General features: G+C 38.2%; 17 protein-coding genes, 2 tRNA genes and 3 rRNA genes. 10 read left to right on the top strand and 12 right to left on the bottom strand.

The features are described 5' to 3' along the window. The first annotated feature begins 102 nt into the window (after window positions 1-102). The 8 genes from J4N46_RS08100 (at window position 103) to J4N46_RS12690 (ending at window position 8,806) form a co-directional block, all read left to right on the top strand. On the top strand, window positions 103-1,035 hold the full coding sequence (locus tag J4N46_RS08100) for a DUF368 domain-containing protein (RefSeq protein WP_208058886.1): 933 nt from the start codon (window positions 103-105) through the stop codon (window positions 1,033-1,035). A 4-nt stretch (window positions 1,036-1,039) separates the two neighbouring features. After that, window positions 1,040-2,368, top strand: coding sequence for an MFS transporter (locus tag J4N46_RS08105; RefSeq protein ID WP_208058887.1), 1,329 nt, complete (start codon window positions 1,040-1,042; stop codon window positions 2,366-2,368). 10 nt (window positions 2,369-2,378) lie between these two features. Beyond that, window positions 2,379-2,597: a hypothetical protein gene (locus J4N46_RS08110; protein WP_009414656.1), complete on the top strand. Its 219-nt coding sequence runs from the start codon at window positions 2,379-2,381 to the stop codon at window positions 2,595-2,597. A gap of 316 nt (window positions 2,598-2,913) precedes the next feature. Beyond that, a complete protein-coding gene (locus J4N46_RS08115; protein ID WP_009414657.1) occupies window positions 2,914-3,828 on the top strand; it encodes an LLM class oxidoreductase in 915 nt (304 codons plus the stop codon). Window positions 3,829-3,837: 9 nt separating this feature from the next. Further along, complete coding sequence (locus tag J4N46_RS08120) at window positions 3,838-4,788, top strand: hydrogen peroxide-inducible genes activator (RefSeq protein WP_009414658.1); 951 nt, start codon at window positions 3,838-3,840, stop codon at window positions 4,786-4,788. Window positions 4,789-4,838: 50 nt separating this feature from the next. Next, the gene (locus J4N46_RS08125) at window positions 4,839-6,929 is read left to right on the top strand and encodes a carboxy terminal-processing peptidase (RefSeq protein ID WP_208058888.1); all 2,091 of its coding nucleotides are present in this window, start codon (window positions 4,839-4,841) and stop codon (window positions 6,927-6,929) included. 259 nt (window positions 6,930-7,188) lie between these two features. Continuing rightward, window positions 7,189-7,461 carry a hypothetical protein gene (locus J4N46_RS12685; RefSeq protein ID WP_236013883.1) on the top strand — a complete coding sequence of 91 codons (273 nt, stop codon included), beginning with the start codon at window positions 7,189-7,191 and terminating at the stop codon, window positions 7,459-7,461. Window positions 7,462-7,675: 214 nt separating this feature from the next. Continuing rightward, window positions 7,676-8,806: a mechanosensitive ion channel family protein gene (locus J4N46_RS12690; RefSeq protein WP_236013884.1), complete on the top strand. Its 1,131-nt coding sequence runs from the start codon at window positions 7,676-7,678 to the stop codon at window positions 8,804-8,806. An 11-nt stretch (window positions 8,807-8,817) separates the two neighbouring features. Here J4N46_RS12690 and J4N46_RS08135 read toward each other — a convergent pair whose 3' ends face one another. The 7 genes from J4N46_RS08135 to J4N46_RS08165 all read right to left on the bottom strand — a co-directional run bounded on the left by J4N46_RS08135 (window position 8,818) and on the right by J4N46_RS08165 (window position 14,685). Next, the gene (locus J4N46_RS08135) at window positions 8,818-9,351 is read right to left on the bottom strand and encodes an RNA methyltransferase (protein WP_208058889.1); all 534 of its coding nucleotides are present in this window, start codon (window positions 9,349-9,351) and stop codon (window positions 8,818-8,820) included. 1 nt (window position 9,352) lies between these two features. Next, window positions 9,353-11,551: a RelA/SpoT family protein gene (locus tag J4N46_RS08140; protein WP_208058890.1), complete on the bottom strand. Its 2,199-nt coding sequence runs from the start codon at window positions 11,549-11,551 to the stop codon at window positions 9,353-9,355. Between the two features lie 44 nt (window positions 11,552-11,595). After that, window positions 11,596-12,363 (bottom strand): 3'-5' exonuclease, encoded by a 768-nt coding sequence (locus tag J4N46_RS08145; protein ID WP_009414664.1) that lies wholly within the window; start codon window positions 12,361-12,363, stop codon window positions 11,596-11,598. A gap of 21 nt (window positions 12,364-12,384) precedes the next feature. Beyond that, the gene (locus J4N46_RS08150; RefSeq protein ID WP_009414665.1) at window positions 12,385-12,672 is read right to left on the bottom strand and encodes an ATP-dependent Clp protease adaptor ClpS; all 288 of its coding nucleotides are present in this window, start codon (window positions 12,670-12,672) and stop codon (window positions 12,385-12,387) included. 183 nt (window positions 12,673-12,855) lie between these two features. Then, window positions 12,856-13,485 carry an ATP-binding cassette domain-containing protein gene (locus J4N46_RS08155; RefSeq protein WP_208058891.1) on the bottom strand — a complete coding sequence of 210 codons (630 nt, stop codon included), beginning with the start codon at window positions 13,483-13,485 and terminating at the stop codon, window positions 12,856-12,858. Continuing rightward, on the bottom strand, window positions 13,466-14,368 hold the full coding sequence (locus J4N46_RS08160; RefSeq protein ID WP_208058892.1) for an ABC transporter permease: 903 nt from the start codon (window positions 14,366-14,368) through the stop codon (window positions 13,466-13,468). The genes J4N46_RS08155 and J4N46_RS08160 overlap by 20 nt, the downstream gene beginning before the upstream one ends. A 2-nt stretch (window positions 14,369-14,370) precedes the next feature. Beyond that, window positions 14,371-14,685 carry a TonB-dependent receptor gene (locus J4N46_RS08165; protein WP_236013886.1) on the bottom strand — a complete coding sequence of 105 codons (315 nt, stop codon included), beginning with the start codon at window positions 14,683-14,685 and terminating at the stop codon, window positions 14,371-14,373. A gap of 228 nt (window positions 14,686-14,913) precedes the next feature. Between J4N46_RS08165 and J4N46_RS08170 the strand changes: the two genes are divergently transcribed. Then, the gene (locus J4N46_RS08170) at window positions 14,914-16,002 is read left to right on the top strand and encodes a hypothetical protein (RefSeq protein WP_208058893.1); all 1,089 of its coding nucleotides are present in this window, start codon (window positions 14,914-14,916) and stop codon (window positions 16,000-16,002) included. Between the two features lie 6 nt (window positions 16,003-16,008). Then, window positions 16,009-16,590: a hypothetical protein gene (locus J4N46_RS08175; protein WP_208058894.1), complete on the top strand. Its 582-nt coding sequence runs from the start codon at window positions 16,009-16,011 to the stop codon at window positions 16,588-16,590. Window positions 16,591-16,804: 214 nt separating this feature from the next. On the opposite strand, the gene rrf is transcribed toward J4N46_RS08175, so the two are convergent. From rrf to J4N46_RS08200, 5 genes are all read right to left on the bottom strand, one after another. Further along, a 5S ribosomal RNA gene (rrf, locus tag J4N46_RS08180) occupies window positions 16,805-16,914 on the bottom strand. A gap of 105 nt (window positions 16,915-17,019) precedes the next feature. Further along, window positions 17,020-19,863, bottom strand: a 23S ribosomal RNA gene (locus J4N46_RS08185). Window positions 19,864-20,070: 207 nt separating this feature from the next. Further along, window positions 20,071-20,144, bottom strand: a tRNA-Ala gene (locus tag J4N46_RS08190). Between the two features lie 105 nt (window positions 20,145-20,249). Next, window positions 20,250-20,323: transfer RNA gene (locus J4N46_RS08195), tRNA-Ile, on the bottom strand. Window positions 20,324-20,397: 74 nt separating this feature from the next. Beyond that, window positions 20,398-21,910: ribosomal RNA gene (locus tag J4N46_RS08200) — 16S ribosomal RNA — on the bottom strand. The 16S, 23S and 5S rRNA genes sit together here with 2 tRNA genes alongside, the layout of an rRNA operon. Window positions 21,911-22,000 lie beyond the last annotated feature (90 nt).

The raw sequence follows: 22,000 nt of genomic DNA on the forward strand, positions 1-22,000 counted from the left end.
ACTTTGCCAAAGGTAGCGAGATGAATCTCACGACCTTTGGCAAAGTTTTTTTTGTTGAGAATTAATTAGTATCTTTGTCGCCGAAAAATAGAAATTTATACAATGAGAAGAACTTTTATAGATTATATCCTCATCTCACTAAAAGGAATAGCGATGGGTGCAGCCGATGTAGTTCCTGGCGTATCTGGAGGTACTATAGCTTTTATTTCGGGCATCTACGAAGAGCTTATAAGCTCTATTAGCAAAATAAATTTGCAAGCTCTGAAAGTTCTCACCCAAGAAGGAATTGTTGCTTTTTGGAAATATATCAACGGAAGTTTTTTCGTAGCCTTACTCTCTGGAATAGGTATCAGTATCCTTTCACTAGCTAAAATAATGAAATTTCTCTTAGAAAATCATCCAATAATGGTATGGTCATTCTTCTTTGGGCTGATGGTGGCAAGTGTACTTTTTTTAATGAAAGAAATAGAACGCTGGAACTTTGGTAGCATTATGGTGATGCTACTTGCTGGAGCGATAGCCTATATAATTACAGTTATTCCGCCATTGGTGAATGGCAGTAATGAAAATGTGTTTTTTATATTTCTTTGTGGTGCATTAGCTATTTGTGCAATGATACTACCAGGTATATCGGGAGCTTTTATTTTAGTACTTTTAGGAGCCTATCACACAGTACTTGATGCCCTTAGCAGTTGGAATTTCAAAATTATTTTAATTTTTGGTATGGGTGCACTTACTGGTATTTTAAGTTTTTCAAAAGCCCTAAAATGGCTATTTGCCAAATACCGCAACCTCACCTTTGCAGGACTTACAGGTTTTATCATAGGCTCGTTAAATAAAGTATGGCCTTGGAAAGAAACACTGCAAACAGACCCCCTAAATGGTAGCGTAATACACGAAAAAAGCGTACTACCTTCTACCTTTGAAATGATAACCCACAACGATGCCCAAGTAGTAACGGCTTTGTTACTCGCTATAGTAGGTTTCTTCGTAATTTATGGTATCGAAAAATGGAGTAACCTCCAAAAATCATAATAAAATGACAAAAGTATTACCAAGAGGACATAAAAAGTTATTGAATGCGTGGGCGTTTTATGACTGGGCTAATTCCGTATATTCGTTAACAATTGTATCTACTATTTTCCCCATATTTTACGGATTATTATTTCGCACTGCAGGCATTACCCACATCAATTTATTAGGAATACCCGTAAAAAGCACCTCAGTAATCACCTTTGTAACTGCTTGGGCATTTGCTGCAGTGGTTATACTCTCGCCCGTATTAAGCGGTATTGCCGATTATTTAGGCAATAAAAAGTCATTTATGCGCTTCTTCTGCTATTTAGGAGCACTCTCAAGTATCACACTTTATTGGTTTTCTTTAGAGCATATTTATTTTAGTTTATTATGCTATTTTTGTGGTGTAGTAGGCTTCTGGGGAAGCATCGTATTTTACAATTCCTACTTGCCCGATATAGCCCTACCCGAACAATACGATGCCATAAGTGCCAAAGGCTACAGCTTAGGCTATGCTGGAAGCGTAATATTACTGATTTTCAATCTTATAATGGTATTAAAGCCCGAATGGGTAGGCTTCGAAAACAAAAGCGTAGAAACCACCCTTACCACTATGCGTATATCGTTTATTACCGTAGGCATTTGGTGGATAATCTTTAGTGCTATCCCATTCTATTATCTACCTACCTACCAAAAAGAGCGCGGAAAATTAAGCCGACAGATATTTTTAAATGGCTTCAAAGAACTCAAAAAAGTATGGCAACAACTCACCACTTCTAAAAAACTAAAGTGGTATTTAATCGCTTTTTTTGTGTATAGTATGGGCGTACAAACAGTAATGCTGGTAGCCACCTATTTTGGCGAACAAGAGATAGCTTGGGCAAGCCAAACCGAAAGCACTATGGGGCTGATAATAAGCGTACTTATCATTCAGCTGGTAGCTATTATAGGAGCTAAACTAACAGTAAAAGCTGTAGAAGCGTGGGGCAATATCAATACATTGATCTTGTTGAATATCATATGGGTAATAATTTGTGTAATAGCATTTTATATCCATAAGCCCTTCCATTTTTACCTATTAGCTACCCTCGTAGGACTCGTAATGGGCGGCATACAAACACTTTCGCGTTCCACCTATGCAGCCTACCTACCCGAAACAAATGATACAACCTCATTCTTCAGCTTTTACGATATTACAGAGAAAATAGGGATTGTCATAGGAATGGGAGTTTACGGCGCTATAGACCAATATACCAGCAATATGCGAAACGCGACCCTATCACTACTCGTATTCTTTGCATTAGGAGTATTATTACTTTTTAAAGTTAAAAATAAAAAAACTAACCCATAACTTATTACAAATGAAAGGTTTCAGATTTTTTCTTGAAAGATATGGCTTTGCAGTATCATCACGATTAGCCGAGAAATTAGGCGTACGCGCCAAAGATGTGCGAATATTCTTCATTTACGGCACATTTGCCACACTTGGTGCTTGGTTTGGCGTGTATTTATTATTAGCTTCTTTATTGAAAATCAAAGACTTGTTCTACACCAAAAGAACATCAGTATTCGATCTTTAAACCACAACATTAGCAATACCCCCACTTCCAAATCAGCCCAAAAGTCTCACAATTCAAAATTCAAAATCCAAAATTCTTCTCACCGAAGGATGAGCGAAGGAAAGTCGGCGAGCTGGCGCAGCCGAGTATGTGACGAAGGATAAAAGCTTGTGCGGCTCGCACTGAGCTGGCGCAGCCGAGTATATGACGAAGGATAAAAGCTTGTGCGGCTCGCACCGAAGCTAGCGCAGCCGAGTGTGTAAGCAAAAAAAATAATCATTAAATATTTGTAATTAAACATTATTTTGTATCTTTGCAAAATAAAAAATCATCAGTTATGATAGACCCTAATAAATTATCTATAGGCATCTTATTACCCATTGAAGCATATGAAGGTGCCATTCCTAAAATGGAGCATCAAGTAGAGCTTATACAGCGAGCTGAAGAATTAGGTTATGAAAGCGTGTGGGTACGCGATATCCCACTCAATAACCCCGATTTTAAAGAAGTAGGGCAAATATATGACCCTTGGGTATATCTTTCGCATATAGCTTCGCTTACTAAAAAAATTAAATTCGGAATCGCAAGCGTTATCTTACCCTTACGACACCCATTACACGTAGCAAAAGCCTCAGCAAGCCTCGATGTCCTTTTCCCTAACAGATTTATAATGGGAGTAGCCTCAGGCGACAGACCCGTAGAATATCCCGCTTTTAACAAACCCTTCGAATTACGCAGTGCCCGTGTATCAGAACATATGCGAATGCTACGCGAGCTTTGGAGTAAAGATTTTCCCACCTATAACAACGACTACGGTACACTAATGGCTAATGTAGGCGATGTAGTACCTAAACCCATACGCAAAAATATACCAATGTACGTAACAGGGCACGTAGGCGGTGTAAACCTCGAGTGGATAGCCAAAAATGCTGATGGTTGGATTTACTACCCTCGTGATTTCGCTTTTACTAAAAAAATTGTTGAAGAGTGGAATGAAGCCCTAGCTAAAGACGGCGAACCTAAAAAACCCTATATCCAGCCTGTATATATAGACCTGATGGATGATCCTAATTTTGAACCTCAAAAAATAGACTTAGGTTTTAGATTAGGACGTAACTACCTGATAGATATGTTCCAAGAGTTGGAAAAAATAGGCGTAAACCACACAATGTTAGTACTAAAATACAGTACTCGCCCCGCTGCAGAAGTACTAGAAGAAATAGGCAAAGAAGTATTACCAGAATTCAAATAAGAAGTTGATATGACTATTACTCAATTTCAATATGTCTTGGCTGTAGCCAAATACAAGAATTTTACAACCGCCGCAGAACATAGTTTTGTTACACAACCCACCTTGAGTATGCAAATACAAAAGTTGGAAGAAGAATTAGGTGTTATCATTTTTGATAGAAGCAAAAAACCACTACAAATTACTGAAGTAGGAGAACGTATCGTAAAACAAGCTCAGGTAATCGTAAACGAATCTGAGCGAATGAACGATATCGTAGCACAAGAAAAAGGATTCATAGGTGGCGAATTTAGAGTAGGTATTATCCCTACTGTATCCCCTACCCTATTGCCAATGTTCCTAACAAACTTCATTAAAAAATACCCAAAAGTATGCTTGAAAATTGAGGAACAAACTACGGAAAATATCCTCAAAAAAATAGCTGATGGCTCATATGACGCTGGTATTTTAGCTACACCTTTGCATAATCCCAACATCATAGAAAAACCACTATACTATGAACCCTTTGTAGCGTATATCCCTGTAAATCACCGTTTGCAAAACGCCAAAACTATCTATAGCGAAGATCTTGATATCAATGATATCCTGATGCTCGAAGACGGACATTGCTTTAAAGATAGTGTACTAAATATCTGCAATCAAGATATTATAGAATCAAAACAGCATTTCCAGCTAAAAAGCGGTAGTTTCGAAACATTAGTACGATTGGCAAACGAAGGACTGGGTATGACACTGCTGCCATATTTGCATACTTTAGAACTCAAAGAAAAAGAAAAAGAATGTGTACATTATTTCGTAGAACCTTACCCCGCACGCGAAATTAGCCTTATCTATCACAAAAATGAACTGAAAATGCAGATTATTAAGGCTTTACACGATACCATTTCAGGGGTTATCAGGGGAGCTATCGCTTTCCAAAATGTAAAAATCATTAGCCCAACACGAGAAAGGCACAATATTTGATTAAATTAGGTGTTGGATATGATATCAATTTAAAAACATTTTTATTAATAATGAAAAATATTTCGGCAGTATTATTTTTACTATTCATTTCGTTTGCATCTTGTAGTTTTACAAGTAAAAACTTTAACAATCCCGAAAAAAATAAAGAACAAGTTCTTTTAGAGATTGTTGAGCACGTGCTTGCACGCGCACACTTTAGTCCCATAGAGATAGACGATGCTTTTTCAAAAAAAGTATTTAAAAGTTACTTAAAAAATATTGATGGGCAAAAACGCTATTTCTTACAATCAGACTTTGACGAGTTTAAAAAATACGAAACTCGTTTAGACGATGATTTAAAAAATGGTGATATTAGTTTTTTCTATCTTACTTATGACCGCTTGAAACAGCGCATAAAAGAAGCTGAAGGCGTTACTAAAGTTATCTTTGGGAAACCTATAGACCTAAACTCCAACGAAAGTATCAATACCGACTATGATAATTTGTCATTCGTAAAAAATAAAACCGAATTACAAACACGTTGGAAAGAAATCATCGTATTCTCTACCCTTTCTTCTTTTATTACCAAACAAAAAGAAGAAGTTACTAAAAAAGAGAAAGATGCCAAATATGAGCCTAAAAAAGACGAGGAACTAAGAAAAGAATCAATAGAAGCTACTCAAAAAACGATTAGTGAAATGTTCAATATGTACAACGACATTACTCGTGAAGAGTGGTTTAGTATATTCGTAAATGCTATTACCGAAACTTTTGACCCTCACTCCAATTATATGGCTCCCGATGTAAAAGAAGGATTTGATCGTGATATGTCGGGAAAATTTGAAGGAATTGGAGCACAATTACAAAAGAAAACAGACGGTATAGCTATTACAAACGTTATCTTGGGAGGGCCTGTATGGAAAGGAAAACTTTTAGAAGTAGGCGACCAAATACTAAAAGTAGGACAAGGTAGTGCCGAGCCTGTAGATGTAGTAGGTATGCGATTAGACGATGCTGTAAAACTTATCAAAGGACCTAAAGGTACCGAAGTACGCCTTACAGTAAAACGCGTAGATGGCACCATAGAAGTAGTGCCTATTATACGAGATGTTGTAGAAATTGAAGAAACCTATGCCAAGTCTGTAGTAATAACTGCTAACGGAAAACGTTATGGGCTTATCAATTTACCTAAATTTTACATTGATTTTGAAGATGTAAACCAACGTAATGCAGCCACCGATGTAGCATTAGAAATTGAAAAACTAAAAAAAGAAAATATTGATGGTTTAATAGTTGATTTAAGAAGCAATGGAGGTGGTTCACTAAAAACTGTAGTAGATATAGGAGGACTATTTATCCCCAAAGGGCCTATTGTACAAGTAAAATCATCTCGTGGTAGTCGCGATGTACTTTCAGATAACGACCCTAAAACACAATGGGATGGTTCGTTGGTGATACTTACAAATGAATTATCAGCATCAGCTTCTGAAATCTTAGCTGCAGCTATGCAGGATTACAAACGCGCTATTATCATTGGCGGGCGACAAACATTTGGTAAAGGTACTGTGCAAAGCTTTGTAGATTTAAATAGCTTTTTACGCCAAAACAACTACGGCGATTTAGGAGCTGTAAAAATCACTATACAGAAGTTTTACCGCGTAAATGGAGGTTCTACTCAGTTAAAAGGCGTAGAAAGTGATGTAGTAGTCCCTGATAAGTACAAATATATTGATGTTGGAGAAAGGGATATGCCTAACGCAATGCCTTGGGACAAAATAGAAGCCGCTAAATTTATCCCTTGGACAAACAATGCTAATTTTGAAAAAGCTATAGAAAATAGCAAAAAACGCATTGCTGAAAACGCTTATTTAAAGCTCATAGATGAAAATGCACAATACGTAAAGCAACAACAAAAAGAAAATGTATTTCCGCTAAACTATGAGGCTTATAAAAAAGTAATAGAGAAAAATGAAGAACAGTCCAAAAAATTCAAAGCTATAAGCGACTATAAATCAGACTTAAAATTTAGTTCAGTAGCTTCCGATGAGGCAAAAATAAAAACAAATGAAGATTTAAAACTTCGCCGTGATCGTTGGCACGAAAGCTTGCAAAAAGATGTATATATAGACGAAGCTGTAAAAGTGCTTGAAGATTTGAATTAAGGTTAATAGTTATATTTTTTAAAAACTTTGGTAGAGTTATAAAAAACTTTACTGAAGTTTTTTATTTTTTGAAGATTTCAAAAAAAAATCGTATATTTGCAGTATAATTATCATTTTAAAAATGCATTATAAATTTATTGTTATAATATGTTTATTATTAAGTGTGTGTGGGTTGCAAGCTCAGCCCCACGATACTCTTACAAATAAAGATGTACAAAGAGAAATAGAAATTATTAAGTAGTTTAGGCAAAAAGATTCTGTGTGTATAGCCTTATTACTGAATGAAATACAGGAGCTTATTAATGCAAAAAAAACAAATAATGACACTAAAAGTACAGCCGACTCTATAGCTACTGCCAAAAAAGAAAAAGAAATTGAACAATTACGTGCCAAAATACGAGGGATACCTGTTGTTTTTCAAAAAGATACACTCTTTTACTTGTACAACTCTTACGGACCTTACGATGTAGAAACACGAGCTAAATATGTAGAAGATAAACTAAAAGAACTGTATGAAGATCCTTTTTTGTAGCTGACTCTATCAAAATTATGCCTCTAAGCGATTGCTTATCAGTAGCATATCAAAATAAAATTATTGCTAGTATCACAATAGTAGATGCTCTTTGGGAGAATACAAACCAAAATGATTTGGCTACAAAGTACATAAATATTATTAAAAATGTTATCACTAAGTACAAGAGCAAAACAGCCTCAAAGCGGTACTCATACGTTTAGGAGAGCTATGCTTGGTACTCTTGATAGCTTTTGTGCTTATATGGGGTATCAATAAGCTATTTCGTTTTCTAAGAAGGCTTATTATAAATTCTGAACATCGTTTTTTAACAGGTATCAAAATAAAGAATTATGAGCTTATCAAGAGAAAACGTATTGTAAAAGTACTTTTAAAAATATTAGGAGTTGTAAAAGCTATTATATTCTTATTCTTAATAGTAACTATTATTCCTCTAATCTTTGATATATTCCCTTCTACACAGCACTTATCGAAAATTATAACACATTGGTTTTCAGATCCTATTAAAGATGTAGGAAAAGCAATTATCGGATATTTACCCCATTTATTTAATATTATAGTTATTATTGTTATCACACGCTATATATTAAAGATATTTCGCTTTTTTGCTTTAGAAATAGAGCGTGGTATCTTGAAAATTAGAGGTTTCCACCCCGAATGGGCTCATATTACCTATGTACTAATACGTACTATGCTTTATGTACTTGCATTAGTAATTATATTTCCTCATCTGCCAGGCTCAGATAGTGATGCCTTTAAAGGTATTTCTATGTTTTTAGGGGTACTTATATCATTGGGGTCTTCATCAGCAATTTCTAATGCAATTGCAGGTTTTTTTATTAGTTATATGCGCCCATTTCAGGTAGGCGATTGGATAAAATCTGGGGAAATAATAGGGGTTGTAATAGAAAAAAACGCTTTAGTAACTCGGTTGAAAACTATTAATAATGAAGATGTAACAATACCTAATTCGGCTATTTTAGGAGGGGCTACTATGAATTATTCTTCTATTGGAAAAGAAATAGGTTTAGCTCTAAATGTACATATAAAAGTACGCTATGATTACCCCGATAATCTAATAGAAGAATTACTTATAGAAGCAGCTTTAATGACCAATGGCATATCGCCTAAACCTCACCCTTATATTTTTCAGTTATCGTTAGGCGAGGTAAATGCTTTATATGAGCTAAATGCTTATACTTTCCTTCCTGAAAATATGTACTTTATAAAATCTGACTTGGTGAAGAATATCCAAAATATTTTTAAGCAAGCCAATGTAGAAATATTCTCTATGCAATACGTTGAACTTGTAGAAAGAAAAGATAAAAACATTAAAAAAGCCTGATATAATTGCTATCAGGCTTTTTTTAATTTCATTAGCAACTCCCATAGTACAATTCCTGCACTCACTGAGACATTTAAGGAATGTTTGGTGCCATATTGTGGTATTTCAATCACTTCATCTGATGCTGATACTACTTCTTGTGCAACTCCTTTCACTTCATTACCAAAGATAACAGCGTACTTAGTGTCTTTTACAGGAGTAAAATCTTGTAGCATAGTAGCATACTCTGCTTGCTCAACACTCACTATGCGTACTCCTTCATTCTTAAGCTGTTTTACTACCTCAAGTGTATCGGCTATGTATTGCCATTCTACGCTATCGGTAGCTCCTAAAGCTGTTTTGTGTATCTCTTTATTAGGAGGGGTGGCTGTAATACCACAAAGATATATTTTCTCTATCAAAAAAGCATCTGCAGTGCGAAATACCGAGCCTACATTATTAAGGCTACGAACATTGTCTAAAACTACTATTATAGGTGTTTTGGCTGCTTCTTTGAACGTTGTTACATCTAAACGCTGAAGCTCACTATTAGCTAATTTTCGCATATTATAATCGTATAACTTTATCTACTCCTTTTATAGCTTTTATATCCTGCATCAGTTTTTTAAGAGTAGCGTTATTATTAATAGAAATTGATACTTTACCACTAAATACATTACCTTCGGTGTCTATATTTATATTGGTAAGTTTCACAAATTTACTATCTAATATTACCTTTGAAATATCGCTGATAAGCCCATTGCGATCTATACCACTAATTTTTAAACTTACTTTAAAATCTTGCTCATCTGATTTTATCCATTTGGCTTGTATAATGCGATAGGCATAGTTTGATTGCATTGATATTGCGTTGGGGCAAGTTTTTTTATGCACCTTTACCCCTTCATTGATAGTTACAAAGCCAAAGATAGGGTCACCTGGAATGGGGTTACAGCATTTTGAAAATGTATAATCAAGGGTTTCTTCTTCTTTGCCAAATACAATGCTGTCGTAGTGCTTATCAGGGGAATATGTGGGTTCATCAGAGGCTTTTTTTACTGTTTTACTTTTGAAAAAGCCAAAGAATGAACTGCGATGTGAGGCAAACTCTTTTAGCATTTGGTTTGTAATCTCACCTGTTCCTGCTTGATAGTAAATATCTAAACTTGTCTTTGTTTTGAAATAACTTACCAAATCATTTACTACATCTTCGGTAAGTGAAATTTTCAGCTGTTTTAGCTTCCTGATAAGTATTTCTTTACCTTCTGAAGCTACCTCTTTGGTTTCTTCTTTCAGTGCATTTTTTATCTTACTTCGTGCCTTAGAGGTGGTGGCGTAGTTTAGCCAGTTTTTTGTAGGTTTGGTATTTTCAGAAGTAATAACTTCTACTGTATCGCCGCTTTTCAGTACATAGTTTAGAGGTACTAACTTGTTATTTACCTTCGCACCGCGCGTTTTTAATCCTACTCCTGTGTGAATACAGAAAGCAAAATCTAAAGGAGTAGCCCCTTTGGGGAGTGATTTTATATCGCCATTAGGGGTAAAGACGAATATTTCTTTAGAATAAAGGTTTAGTTTAAAATCTTCTACGAAATCTACAGCATTGGTATCGCTATTTTCAAAGACTTCTTGAAGCCTATTGAGCCATACTTCTATACCTTCTTCTTTTTGATCGCCGTGTTTGTATTTGAAGTGTGCTGCATAGCCTTTTTCGGCTATTTCGTGCATACGCTCGCTGCGTATCTGTACTTCTACCCATTTTCCTTTAGGTCCCATTACGGTAATGTGTAGTGCTTCGTACCCTGTGGATTTAGGTGATGATATCCAGTCGCGCAAGCGTGTAGGGTTAGGGCGAAAGTGGTCGGTGACTATGGAATAGATTTTCCAAGCTAAGAATTTTTCTTCGGAAGGGTCACTTTTATAAATGATGCGTATGGCAAACTTGTCATACACTTCTTCAAAACTCACCCCTTGAGATTCCATCTTTCTATTGATAGAGTAAATAGATTTAGGGCGTCCTTTTATATAATAGTCTAATTTTTGTTCGTCTAACGATTTGGCTACTATTTTGGTAAAGTCATTGATGTAGGATTGTTGTTCTTCTTTAGATTCTTCCATTTTTCCGAGAATCATAAAGTAGCGTTCTGGGTCGGTATATTTGAGTGATAAATCTTCGAGTTCGGTTTTGATGTTGTACAATCCTATGCGGTGTGCTATGGGGGCGTAGATATACAATGTTTCCGAGGCTATTTTGGTTTGTTTGTATTCAGCCATAGCGTCCATTGTTTGCATATTGTGCAAGCGGTCGGCAATTTTGATAAGTATTACCCTTACATCATCATTCATTGTTAGCAGCAACTTTCTGAAGTTTTCGGCTTGCAATGAAATATCATTTTCTCTACTGAGGTGTGATATTTTGGTAAGTCCTGCTACTATATGGGCTATTGTTTTACCAAAGATACGTTCCATATCTTCATTGGTATAGCTGGTATCTTCAACCACATCGTGTAGCAAGGCAGCACTGATAGAGGTAGCATCTAATCCTATTTGAGCTGCCACTATTCTTGCTACTGCTATGGGGTGAAAAATATAAGGTTCGCCGCTTTTTCTTCGTTGGCTTTTATGGGCTTCAACAGCGGTATCAAAAGCCAAGCGAATTAGTTTTTTATCTTCCTCATTAAGTGTTTGGTAGCTAACACTTAGGAGTTCGTTATATTTTTCCTCTATAGCTGCTTTTTCTTCTGGGGTATAATATTCTGTTTCCATTGGGGTAAGGTGTTAATAAATCAGTATGGTGAATAAGCACCTATTTATTGCTGCAAGCGGCGAAGTTTTATATCGGAAAGTATTTTTTTTGTATAAAGAGGAAAATCAGCATTTTGTAGCCAACCGAAGTAGCCAGGTTCGTTCAGTAGTACATCGGTTATGCGTTTTCCCTTGTGTTTTCCGAAAGTAAATATTTCTTCGCCTTTGTCATTATAAGCTATAAAACCTGCGAAATCAACTGCTTGCTTGCGAGAGGTAAAGTCGCTAAGCTTTTTGATGTCGTTTTCCAGCTCGTCATAGCGGTCGAGCTGGGCTTTGAGTATTTCGTAGGTAGCGTTGGTATCGGCTGAGGCACTATGGGCATCGTTAAGGTCTTTGCCACAATAGAATTTGTAAGCAGCCGAGAGGGTTCGTTGCTCCATTTTGTGGAAGATGGTTTGTACATCAATAGTTACGCTTTTGCCGAGACTGAAATCAATGCCTGCGCGGCACATTTCTTCGGCAAGTAGTGGAATATCGAACCTATCGGAGTTGTATCCTGCCAAATCGGCACCTTTTATCATATCGTATATCTGTTTTGCCAGCTCTTTAAAAGTAGGTTCGTTGGCTACCATTTCATCGGTTATTTTGTGTACTGCAGAAGCTGTTGGGGGTATGGGAATGGTAGGGTTTACTTTCCACGTTTTGCTTTCTTTATTTCCGTTAGGATATACTTTTAGGATTGAGATTTCTACGATACGATCTTTGGTAATGTCAATTCCTGTAGTTTCAAGATCGAAAAAACAAATAGGTTTTGATAATTTTAGTTCCACTTTTTGATAATATTAATTATACTATTCTTCTATTTCTGCTGAAAGTCCAGCATCTAAAAGCCCTATGCAGTAGGGCACAAGCACTTCATAACTTCCTAACTTCACATCGCATTTGCCTTTGAAATGGACAATAATGGCACACTGTTCGGCTTGTTCAAATGTATGATGGCACACTTGCACGAGTGTATCTATCACATAATCAAAGGTATTTACATCATCATTGTATAAAATAAGCTTGCACTCCTCGCCTAACGCTACTAATACATCGGTATCTGTAAGCGTTTGTTCTTGATGATTGATGAGTAACATATCTTTTTTTAAGTATTCTTTTGCCTACAAAGGTAGTACAAAAATATGACATATGCAAATTTTAGGATTATTTTTTTATATGGGGGTATAAGCACATACTCGACTGTGCCAGCTCGGTGTGTTTTATCCTTCGCTCAACCTTCGCTCATCCTTCGCTGAAGGTTCGGTGAGACATTTTTATCTTTATGGCTCACTCAGTAAGGTGGCTATCTCATTGAGTGCTGAGGGTGCAAAACTCTGTAGCTCTTTATTATTTACTAAAAATAATTGTTCGCAATCGGCTAAGGTTTCTATAATATGTGATGATACTAACACTATATGTTGTTGCGAAAGCTCGCCTAATAACTTTTTTACTTGATAAACTGAAGTGATATCTAAGCCGTTGAAGGGTTCGTCAAAAATATAGAAGCTATAGTCTTTTTGCAATATGGCATTCAAATAGACTTTTTTGCGCATTCCTGTAGATAGTTCCCTGATGAGCAATGATTTATCTACCTGAAAGGGCATATGGTTATTGGTTTTTATCCCTAATAACAAACTGTAAAAGGTATAAAACTCACCTACGGTAAGATGCTCATACAAATAGGGTTCGGTAGGTAAAAAACCTACTTGTTGTGGTGGTAATTTTTTATTATTGTACTTTACTTCGCCTTTAAATGAGGTTAAACCTGATAAACATTTAAAAAAAGTAGTTTTTCCTGAACCATTTTTTCCTACAACGCCATAAATTCCTGTTCTGGAGAGGTTAAGTTGTATGTTTTCAAGTATTTTTCTGTCAGAATAGTGTTTTTCTTTAATGAGAATGTTCAGCATATTGTATTTTCTTAATATTTCGTATTGCTAAATAATAAAAATAGGGGATTGCCATTATAGGTATGATGTAGATTATCCCGATAGTAATTGCCAGCAGGGCAAATCCTTGTCCTAAGGGTTGTTTCCAGAAGGTATATTTGGTAAGTACTCCTATAGCAGGAATGGCAATATACAGAGGCAGTACCTCTATATATTGCCACTTAAAGCAAATAAAGTAAGTGATAAGCACAGGTGCAAAAAGTAAGGTGCTGTTGTATATACCTGCTTTAAGCTGCTGTAATAGGTAATCTTTCCCTTTATGGGTAGCTACTACTATATGTGCTTTGTACTCTCTTTCAAAATAAGGCATACAGCCTGTTAAAGCTGTTATAGCCAAAGCAAAAAGAGCGATATTGGGATTGGCATACATTGCTCCTATAATTATAAGTGCAATGGCAATGGGGAGCATTATTATTAGTTTATACTGACGAAAACTAATGTGCCAAAAGGGGTCGGATAGCGAAAAAGGGTAGCGTATTACCCAATTTTGCTGAGGCAAAAAAGCAATGATGACTAATAGGATTATTACCCCTATAGCTGTTATAAAATCGGCTTTCCAAAACATCAAAAGCAAAGGTAGAAGGTTTTCAACGAGGTATTCTCCTATGATAGCAAGAGGATACTGAGGTTGTACTTTCAGTAGTGTTAGGTCTTTTCGCTGGTAATGATAAGCAAGTGTTCCTAAGGGTAAGCCCCATAGCAAATAGTGCAGACTATCGTAATGATGATATAGGCCGTACAAAGCATAGCCTGCTACTGCTATAAGTGAGGCTATTGTGAGTACATCACCCTTAGGAAATAACTTGCGATAATAAATATAAGCAAGATAAAATGAAATGCGCATTGTTAGAATAGTTTAAAGGAAGCTCTTGCAAAGATATAACGCCCATTAAGACCAAACTGAGAAGTAGCACGAGAATAAACAAACTGATCGTTGTTATTATTCGCTTTTACATTCTTTTCGGGATAGATATCAAAAAGGTTATTTACTCCCAAAGTGAGGGTCGCTTTTTCGGTAAAATTATAAGCCAGCGAAAGGTCGGTAATAAGTTTGCCACGTATTACTTGGTGTCCGTAGCTATCAAACTGAAAATCGCCGATTTGCTGGGCAGTTCTAATCACATCGGGACCTGTAGTATCGCCATAATAAGTATTACGCAAGTATAAATTTCATTTACTGATGTTCAAATTATGTGCCAATTCCACCCACAAGTAGCTCTTTGTTGAATGATTGTTCTGATAATATGCCTATTTTTAAGCAAATATAGTTATTTTTCTCATTGATAATAAAGAAGTTAGATTTTTTTGTAAAAATAAATACTAAAAAACTTGTGAGATATATAAAAATGTTGTAACTATGCACCCAAAATTAAGAAATATATAAAAACAATGAAAAGAATTTTATTTGGTATTTTAATTATTGCAACTTTTATAGGTTGTGGTAAAGATGACAGCAATGGCAACAGCGATACTCCAAAGTATTCGGCTGAAGAAGCTAAAGCAGAAGTAAAAGCGACTATGGATAGCTTTTACAATTGCCTACAAAAGGCTAATGATGGAGGTTTTGCAAATTTCCTTTACAATGCTATTGCTAAAACTTCAAAACAAGATGATGTTTGGTTTGCTAAATTAGGAGAGAAATTTGAAGAAACTTATATAAATGATATTAATTCATCAAAAGATAACGATAGGTTTGACTTCAATAAATTTAAAGGCACCTATACTTGGGATAATACAAGCAAAAGCTGGAATAAAGAAGCTAATAATAAAATTGTACTTCTATTTCCTGCTACGGCTTCTAGTACAACCAACAACGCACGAGCTGAAATAGATAGCTATACTGATGAAGAAATATTTATAGACAATCAAAAGAGATTTCTTGTTAAGAGTGCACATCTTTTGATCTCGGTAGATAATACTAAAATGCTTGAAATAACCCTTCGTAATGCTCAGTTCAAAAAATTAGGTAAAGGTATTACTCCTATTGCCATTGACTTGAGCATCTATACCAATCCATTTAACACTACAATTAAATTCTTTAAAAGAGAAAATGCACATTACAATTTTAACTTCAATTTTAGTTCGCAACAAGGTTGTGCTACAGGATTAGCAGCTAATGTAAAACTTACTTCAGACGATTTAGATAGCTTTACATCGTTTGAAGAAGCCGTAGAATCTATTAATGTAATAGCTTTTCAAGATAAATTTCAAATAATTGCTAATGCTGATATCAAATCAGTACACAAAGCTGGAAAGAAAATAAATAACCTTCAAGGAATAGACTTGAATACATACATTAAGGCGGAACTTTATAAGAACAATAAAAAAATAGCTGATGTGAAAGTAGAAGAAGATAATAGGGGCGATTCAGATCTTCTCTTTATCTTCTCTGACGGCTCAAAACAAAAAGCTGAAAGTTATATAGAAGATTTTGAAGAGAAAATAAAAAATATTTTCGGTCGCTTTTTTAACCTATAAATAAAAATGAAAAAGATATTATTTATCTTATTTATCACCATCAATAGCATTGCTTTCGCTCAAGAGGGCAATGCTATTTTTACAACTACTGATAGCCTTTCTTCTTCACCACAACATCAGATAGGTATAGGAATTTCGCGTTTTATTAACGCAGCCTTTCCTAATGATAGTAATACATTTTTATTAGAATACCGCTATCTAAAAAATGCAACTTGGGCTTATAGAATAGGTGGTGACTATAGTGCTAACAACCATACCGATAGCCTTTATGAAATAGCCCTAAAAGTAGGCATTGATAGGGTATATAAAAACTACCAACAATGGAGTTTTTACTATGGTATAGATATATGGGGACGACACTTATACTACAAAGACCGACAACAATACTTTACAAGCATAGCATTGAATCCATTTTTTGGGATACAATACAAGTTAAGTAAGAATTTCTCGCTTTCTACAGAACCCGGGTTCTTTTTTAAATACAATATACGCCGCGACTATAGAAGTTTCGATCCCAAAGCTCAAATGGATACGTGGGAAAGCCGATTTGCTAAAGTTGGAGTCGTACAAGTCAATTTTCATTTTTAACGTGTTATAAAGCCCTCTATTTGACCATAAGTTTATTTTCTATAGAAACTAAATAACCGCAATTTTACAGCCTAAAAATACGTTATTTAACACTTTACTACAATGTTCCTAAGAAGGAATTTAAAAAGGTTTTTGCAGTAGAGCACGGCTTAACCTCAATTAAAATTCAGCAAACAAAAAAAAGAGCAACTCATTACTGAATTGCTCTTTTATAAGAAGGCGGCGACATACTCTCCCACGTAACCGTAGTACCATCTGCGCTAAAAGGTTTAACTGCTCTGTTCGGAATGGTAAGAGGTGAGACCTTTGACTATAACCACCTTAAATCTTTTAGACTATATTTTATATTAATCAATAGCCCATAATATTTTAACATACAAGGATAAAAAGCATATCTTTAACTAACTACTCCTCTTAAAAAGAAGGCTGCGCAAAAAGTCTACGGGTTATTAGTATTACTCGGCTATGATGTTACCACCGTTACACCTGTAACCTATCAACGTGGTCATCTCCCACGACCCTTAAAAGAAATCTAATCTTGTGGTGGGTTTCGTACTTATATGCTTTCAGCACTTATCCCATCCGCACTTAGCTACTCTGCGATGCCCTTGGCAAGACAACAGATACACCAGTGGTGCGTCCAACTCGGTCCTCTCGTACTAGAGTCAGTACCACGCAAATTTCTAACGCCCACAGTAGATAGAGACCGAACTGTCTCACGACGTTCTGAACCCAGCTCGCGTGCCACTTTAATGGGCGAACAGCCCAACCCTTGGGACCTTCTCCAGCCCCAGGATGTGACGAGCCGACATCGAGGTGCCAAACCCCCCCGTCGATGTGAGCTCTTGGGGGAGATCAGCCTGTTATCCCCGGCGTACCTTTTATCCTTTGAGCGATGGCCCTTCCATACGGAACCACCGGATCACTATGCTCTACTTTCGTACCTGATCGACTTGTAAGTCTCTCAGTCAAGCCCCCTTATGCCATTGCACTCTACGCACGGTTACCAAGCGTGCTGAGGGAACCTTTAGAAGCCTCCGTTACACTTTTGGAGGCGACCACCCCAGTCAAACTACCCTCCACGAATTGTCCTTTGCGCTATGCAAAGTTAGACCTCAGATAAGCAAAGGGTGGTATTTCAACAACGACTCCACAACTACCAGAATAGCCGCTTCTAAGTCTCCCACCTATCCTACGCATCACTTATCCAAGACCAATACGAAGATATAGTAAAGGTGCACAGGGTCTTTTCGTCCCACTGCGGGTAATCGGCATCTTCACCGATACTACAATTTCACCGAGCTCATGGCCGAGACAGTGTCCAAATCGTTACACCATTCGTGCAGGTCGGAACTTACCCGACAAGGAATTTCGCTACCTTAGGACCGTTATAGTTACGGCCGCCGTTTACTGGGGCTTCAATTCAAACCTTCGTGTTACCACTAAGCTCTCCTCTTAACCTTCCAGCACCGGGCAGGTGTCAGACCCTATACCTCATCTTTCGATTTTGCAGAGTCCTGTGTTTTTGATAAACAGTCGCTTGGACCTTTTCACTGCGGCCTATCATAAGATAGGCGACCTTTCTCCCGAAGTTACAGGTCTATTTTGCCTAGTTCCTTAGCCATGAATCTCTCGAGCGCCTTAGAATTCTCTTCCCAATCACCTGTGTCGGTTTACGGTACGGGCATTAGTTATCGCTTTTCTTGGAAACGTTATCTCTACTCTCACTTCAGCCGAAACCTCAGTGTACTTTTAGTGCCATAACAACACCTTAAACGCAGTATTCCGTCTCTGCGCGGTAGATACCTCATTCCGTCACTTTATTCTAACCAATGGTACGGGAATATTAACCCGTTGTACATCCACTACCCCTTCTCGGGTTCGCGTTAGTCCCCGACTAACCCTCAGCTGATTAGCATAGCTGAGGAAACCTTGATCTTTCGGCGGGCAGGTTTCTCACCTGCCTTATCGTTACTTATGCCTACATTTTCTTTTCTATTAGGCTCCACCACGGCTCACGCCTTTAGCTTCTACGCCAATAGAATGCTCCCCTACCGGTATATACATCGTATAACCCCATAGCTTCGGTAATATGCTTATGCCCGTTTATTATCCATGCCCAACCGCTCGACTAGTGAGCTGTTACGCACTCTTTAAATGTATGGCTGCTTCCAAGCCAACATCCTAGCTGTCAGTGCAGTCAGACCGCGTTTGGTCAACTTAGCATATATTTGGGGACCTTAGCTGATGGTCCGGGTTCTTTCCCTCTCGGATATGGACCTTAGCACCCATACCCTCACTGCTGATGAACATTTAATAGCATTCGGAGTTTGTCAGGAATTGGTAGGCGATGAAACCCCCGCATCCAATCAGTAGCTCTACCTCTATTAAACTTTTTATCAACGCTGCACCTAAATGCATTTCGGGGAGTACGAGCTATTTCCCAGTTTGATTGGCCTTTCACCCCTACCCTCAGGTCATCCGAAGTCTTTTCAACGACAACCAGTTCGGTCCTCCACGCTGTGTTACCAGCGCTTCAACCTGCCCAAGGGTAGATCACCAGGTTTCGCGTCTACTACTACCAACTATTGCCGCCCTATTAAGACTCGCTTTCGCTGCGAATGCGTATCTGAAATACTTATCCTCGCTGGTAACAGTAACTCGTAGGCTCATTATGCAAAAGGCACGCCGTTACGGCTAAAAGCCGCTCCGACCGCTTGTAAGCGTATGGTTTCAGGGTCTTTTTCACTCCGTTATTCACGGTTCTTTTCACCTTTCCCTCACGGTACTAGTTCACTATCGGTCTCTCAGGAGTATTTAGCCTTACCGGATGGTCCCGGCTAATTCAGTCAAGGTTCCACGTGCCCCGACCTACTCAGGATACCCATAAGATTTATAAAGCTGTACCTATACGAGACTTTCACTCTCTACGGTGTGCCTTTCCAAACACTTCTAATCCAGCTTTACAACCTATATCTGGGTCCTACAACCCCCATATTGCCGTAACAATATGGGTTTGGGCTGCTCCCATTTCGCTCGCCACTACTCTGGGAATCACTTTTGTTTTCTTCTCCTCTGCCTACTAAGATGTTTCAGTTCAGCAGGTTTGCCCACCTATCGGTGTAGTACATCTTCAATGTACTGGGTTGCCCCATTCGGATATTTGCGGATCAACTCGTATGTGCCAATCCCCGCAACTTTTCGCAGCTTATCACGTCCTTCTTCGCCTCTGAGAGCCTAGGCATCCCCCATACGCCCTTACATAACTTTTCGCGCTTGTAGTCTCTTTTAATTCTAAATTCTAAATTCTGAATCCTAAATTAAAAAAGTACCTCGTTCTCTTTGATTCTTTTTAATATTTTTCGTTAGATTATCAATAATCTATTATTGATCTCTTATGCTCTTTATCCCAATATGTCAATGTACTGTTTCCTCACCCTAACCTTCTCTTTTGGAGAAGTACTTGTAGGGGAATTGTTGTGGAGAATAAGGGATTCGAACCCTTGACCCCCTGCGTGCAAGGCAGGTGCTCTAGCCAGCTGAGCTAATTCCCCCTTTTAATTCTAAATCCTCAATGGTGAATTATGAATTATGAATTAATTTAGAATCCTCAATCCAAAATTCATAATTAATCCCAGCTTCTAGAATTTCCTTTTTTGTAGTCCCAGGCAGACTCGAACTGCCGACCTCTACATTATCAGTGTAGCGCTCTAACCAGCTGAGCTATGAGACTGCTTTTCTTTTTTTTGTTGTCCAGCAAGATTTAAAGAATAAGTTAACTCTCCATCAATTTCGGTTATTCTCTAGAAAGGAGGTGTTCCAGCCGCACCTTCCGGTACGGCTACCTTGTTACGACTTAGCCCCAGTCACTAGTTTTACCCTAAACAGCTCCTCGCGGTAACCGTCTTCAGGTACCCCCAGCTTCCATGGCTTGACGGGCGGTGTGTACAAGGCCCGGGAACGTATTCACCGGATCATGGCTGATATCCGATTACTAGCGATTCCAGCTTCACGGAGTCGAGTTGCAGACTCCGATCCGAACTGTGATCGTCTTTATAGATTCGCGCCTGCTCACGCAGTGGCTGCTCTCTGTAACGACCATTGTAGCACGTGTGTAGCCCAAGATGTAAGGGCCGTGATGATTTGACGTCATCCCCACCTTCCTCACGGTTTGCACCGGCAGTCCCACTAGAGTGCTCGACTTTACTCGCTAGCAACTAATGGCAGGGGTTGCGCTCGTTATAGGACTTAACCTGACACCTCACGGCACGAGCTGACGACAACCATGCAGCACCTTGATAACTGTCCGAAGAAATACCTATCTCTAAGTACGTCAGTCACCATTTAAACCTTGGTAAGGTTCCTCGCGTATCATCGAATTAAACCACATGCTCCACCGCTTGTGCGGGCCCCCGTCAATTCCTTTGAGTTTCACACTTGCGTGCGTACTCCCCAGGTGGGATACTTATCACTTTCGCTTAGCCACTCAAACTTTAAAACCAAACAGCTAGTATCCATCGTTTACAGCGTGGACTACCAGGGTATCTAATCCTGTTCGCTCCCCACGCTTTCGTCCATCAGCGTCAATTAATTGTTAGTAATATGCCTTCGCTATCGGTGTTCTGTGTAATATCTAAGCATTTCACCGCTACACTACACATTCCAACTACTTCACAACCATTCAAGACCAGCAGTTTCAAAGGCAGTTGCTTAGTTGAGCTAAGCGCTTTCACCTCTGACTTACCAGCCCGCCTACAGACCCTTTAAACCCAATGATTCCGGATAACGCTCGCATCCTCCGTATTACCGCGGCTGCTGGCACGGAGTTAGCCGATGCTTATTCACAGAGTACCGTCATCAAACTACTCGTAGTCCTTATTCTTCCCCTGCAAAAGCAGTTTACAATCCATAAGACCTTCATCCTGCACGCGGCATGGCTGGATCAGTCTTCCGACCATTGTCCAATATTCCTCACTGCTGCCTCCCGTAGGAGTCTGGTCCGTATCTCAGTACCAGTGTGGGGGACATCCCTCTCAGAACCCCTATCTATCGTTGCCTTGGGGAGCCGTTACCTCTCCAACTAGCTAATAGAACGCATACTCATCTTTCACCACCGTAGCTTTAATAATAATATGATGCCACACCATTATTCTATGGGGTATTAATCCAAATTTCTTCGGGCTATCCCCCTGTGAAAGGCAGATTGTATACGCGTTACGCACCCGTACGCCGGTTTCAGCCCGAAAGCTTATCCCTCGACTTGCATGTGTTAGGCCTGCCGCTAGCGTTCATCCTGAGCCAGGATCAAACTCTTCATCGTTAAAATCTTTAATATCTTCTAACCGACTCTTTCAAGTTATTGACTTCAGGTTTCACTTAATTCTTTAAATCTTCTTTTGTGCTGTACAAC

It is taken from the genome of Capnocytophaga bilenii, assembly GCF_017565765.1.
Classification (GTDB): domain Bacteria; phylum Bacteroidota; class Bacteroidia; order Flavobacteriales; family Flavobacteriaceae; genus Capnocytophaga; species Capnocytophaga bilenii.

Excerpts from the sequence above, each read along its gene's own strand:
- J4N46_RS08100 (WP_208058886.1), top strand. The coding sequence starts at position 103 with ATGAGAAGAACTTTTATAGATTATATCCTCATCTCACTAAAAGGAATA.
- J4N46_RS08105 (WP_208058887.1), top strand. The coding sequence starts at position 1,040 with ATGACAAAAGTATTACCAAGAGGACATAAAAAGTTATTGAATGCGTGG.
- J4N46_RS08110 (WP_009414656.1), top strand. The coding sequence starts at position 2,379 with ATGAAAGGTTTCAGATTTTTTCTTGAAAGATATGGCTTTGCAGTATCA.
- J4N46_RS08115 (WP_009414657.1), top strand. The coding sequence starts at position 2,914 with ATGATAGACCCTAATAAATTATCTATAGGCATCTTATTACCCATTGAA.
- J4N46_RS08120 (WP_009414658.1), top strand. The coding sequence starts at position 3,838 with ATGACTATTACTCAATTTCAATATGTCTTGGCTGTAGCCAAATACAAG.
- J4N46_RS08125 (WP_208058888.1), top strand. The coding sequence starts at position 4,839 with ATGAAAAATATTTCGGCAGTATTATTTTTACTATTCATTTCGTTTGCA.
- J4N46_RS08135 (WP_208058889.1), bottom strand. The coding sequence starts at position 9,351 with ATGCGAAAATTAGCTAATAGTGAGCTTCAGCGTTTAGATGTAACAACG.
- J4N46_RS08140 (WP_208058890.1), bottom strand. The coding sequence starts at position 11,551 with ATGGAAACAGAATATTATACCCCAGAAGAAAAAGCAGCTATAGAGGAA.
- J4N46_RS08150 (WP_009414665.1), bottom strand. The coding sequence starts at position 12,672 with ATGTTACTCATCAATCATCAAGAACAAACGCTTACAGATACCGATGTA.
- J4N46_RS08155 (WP_208058891.1), bottom strand. The coding sequence starts at position 13,485 with ATGCTGAACATTCTCATTAAAGAAAAACACTATTCTGACAGAAAAATA.
- J4N46_RS08160 (WP_208058892.1), bottom strand. The coding sequence starts at position 14,368 with ATGCGCATTTCATTTTATCTTGCTTATATTTATTATCGCAAGTTATTT.
- J4N46_RS08170 (WP_208058893.1), top strand. The coding sequence starts at position 14,914 with ATGAAAAGAATTTTATTTGGTATTTTAATTATTGCAACTTTTATAGGT.
- J4N46_RS08175 (WP_208058894.1), top strand. The coding sequence starts at position 16,009 with ATGAAAAAGATATTATTTATCTTATTTATCACCATCAATAGCATTGCT.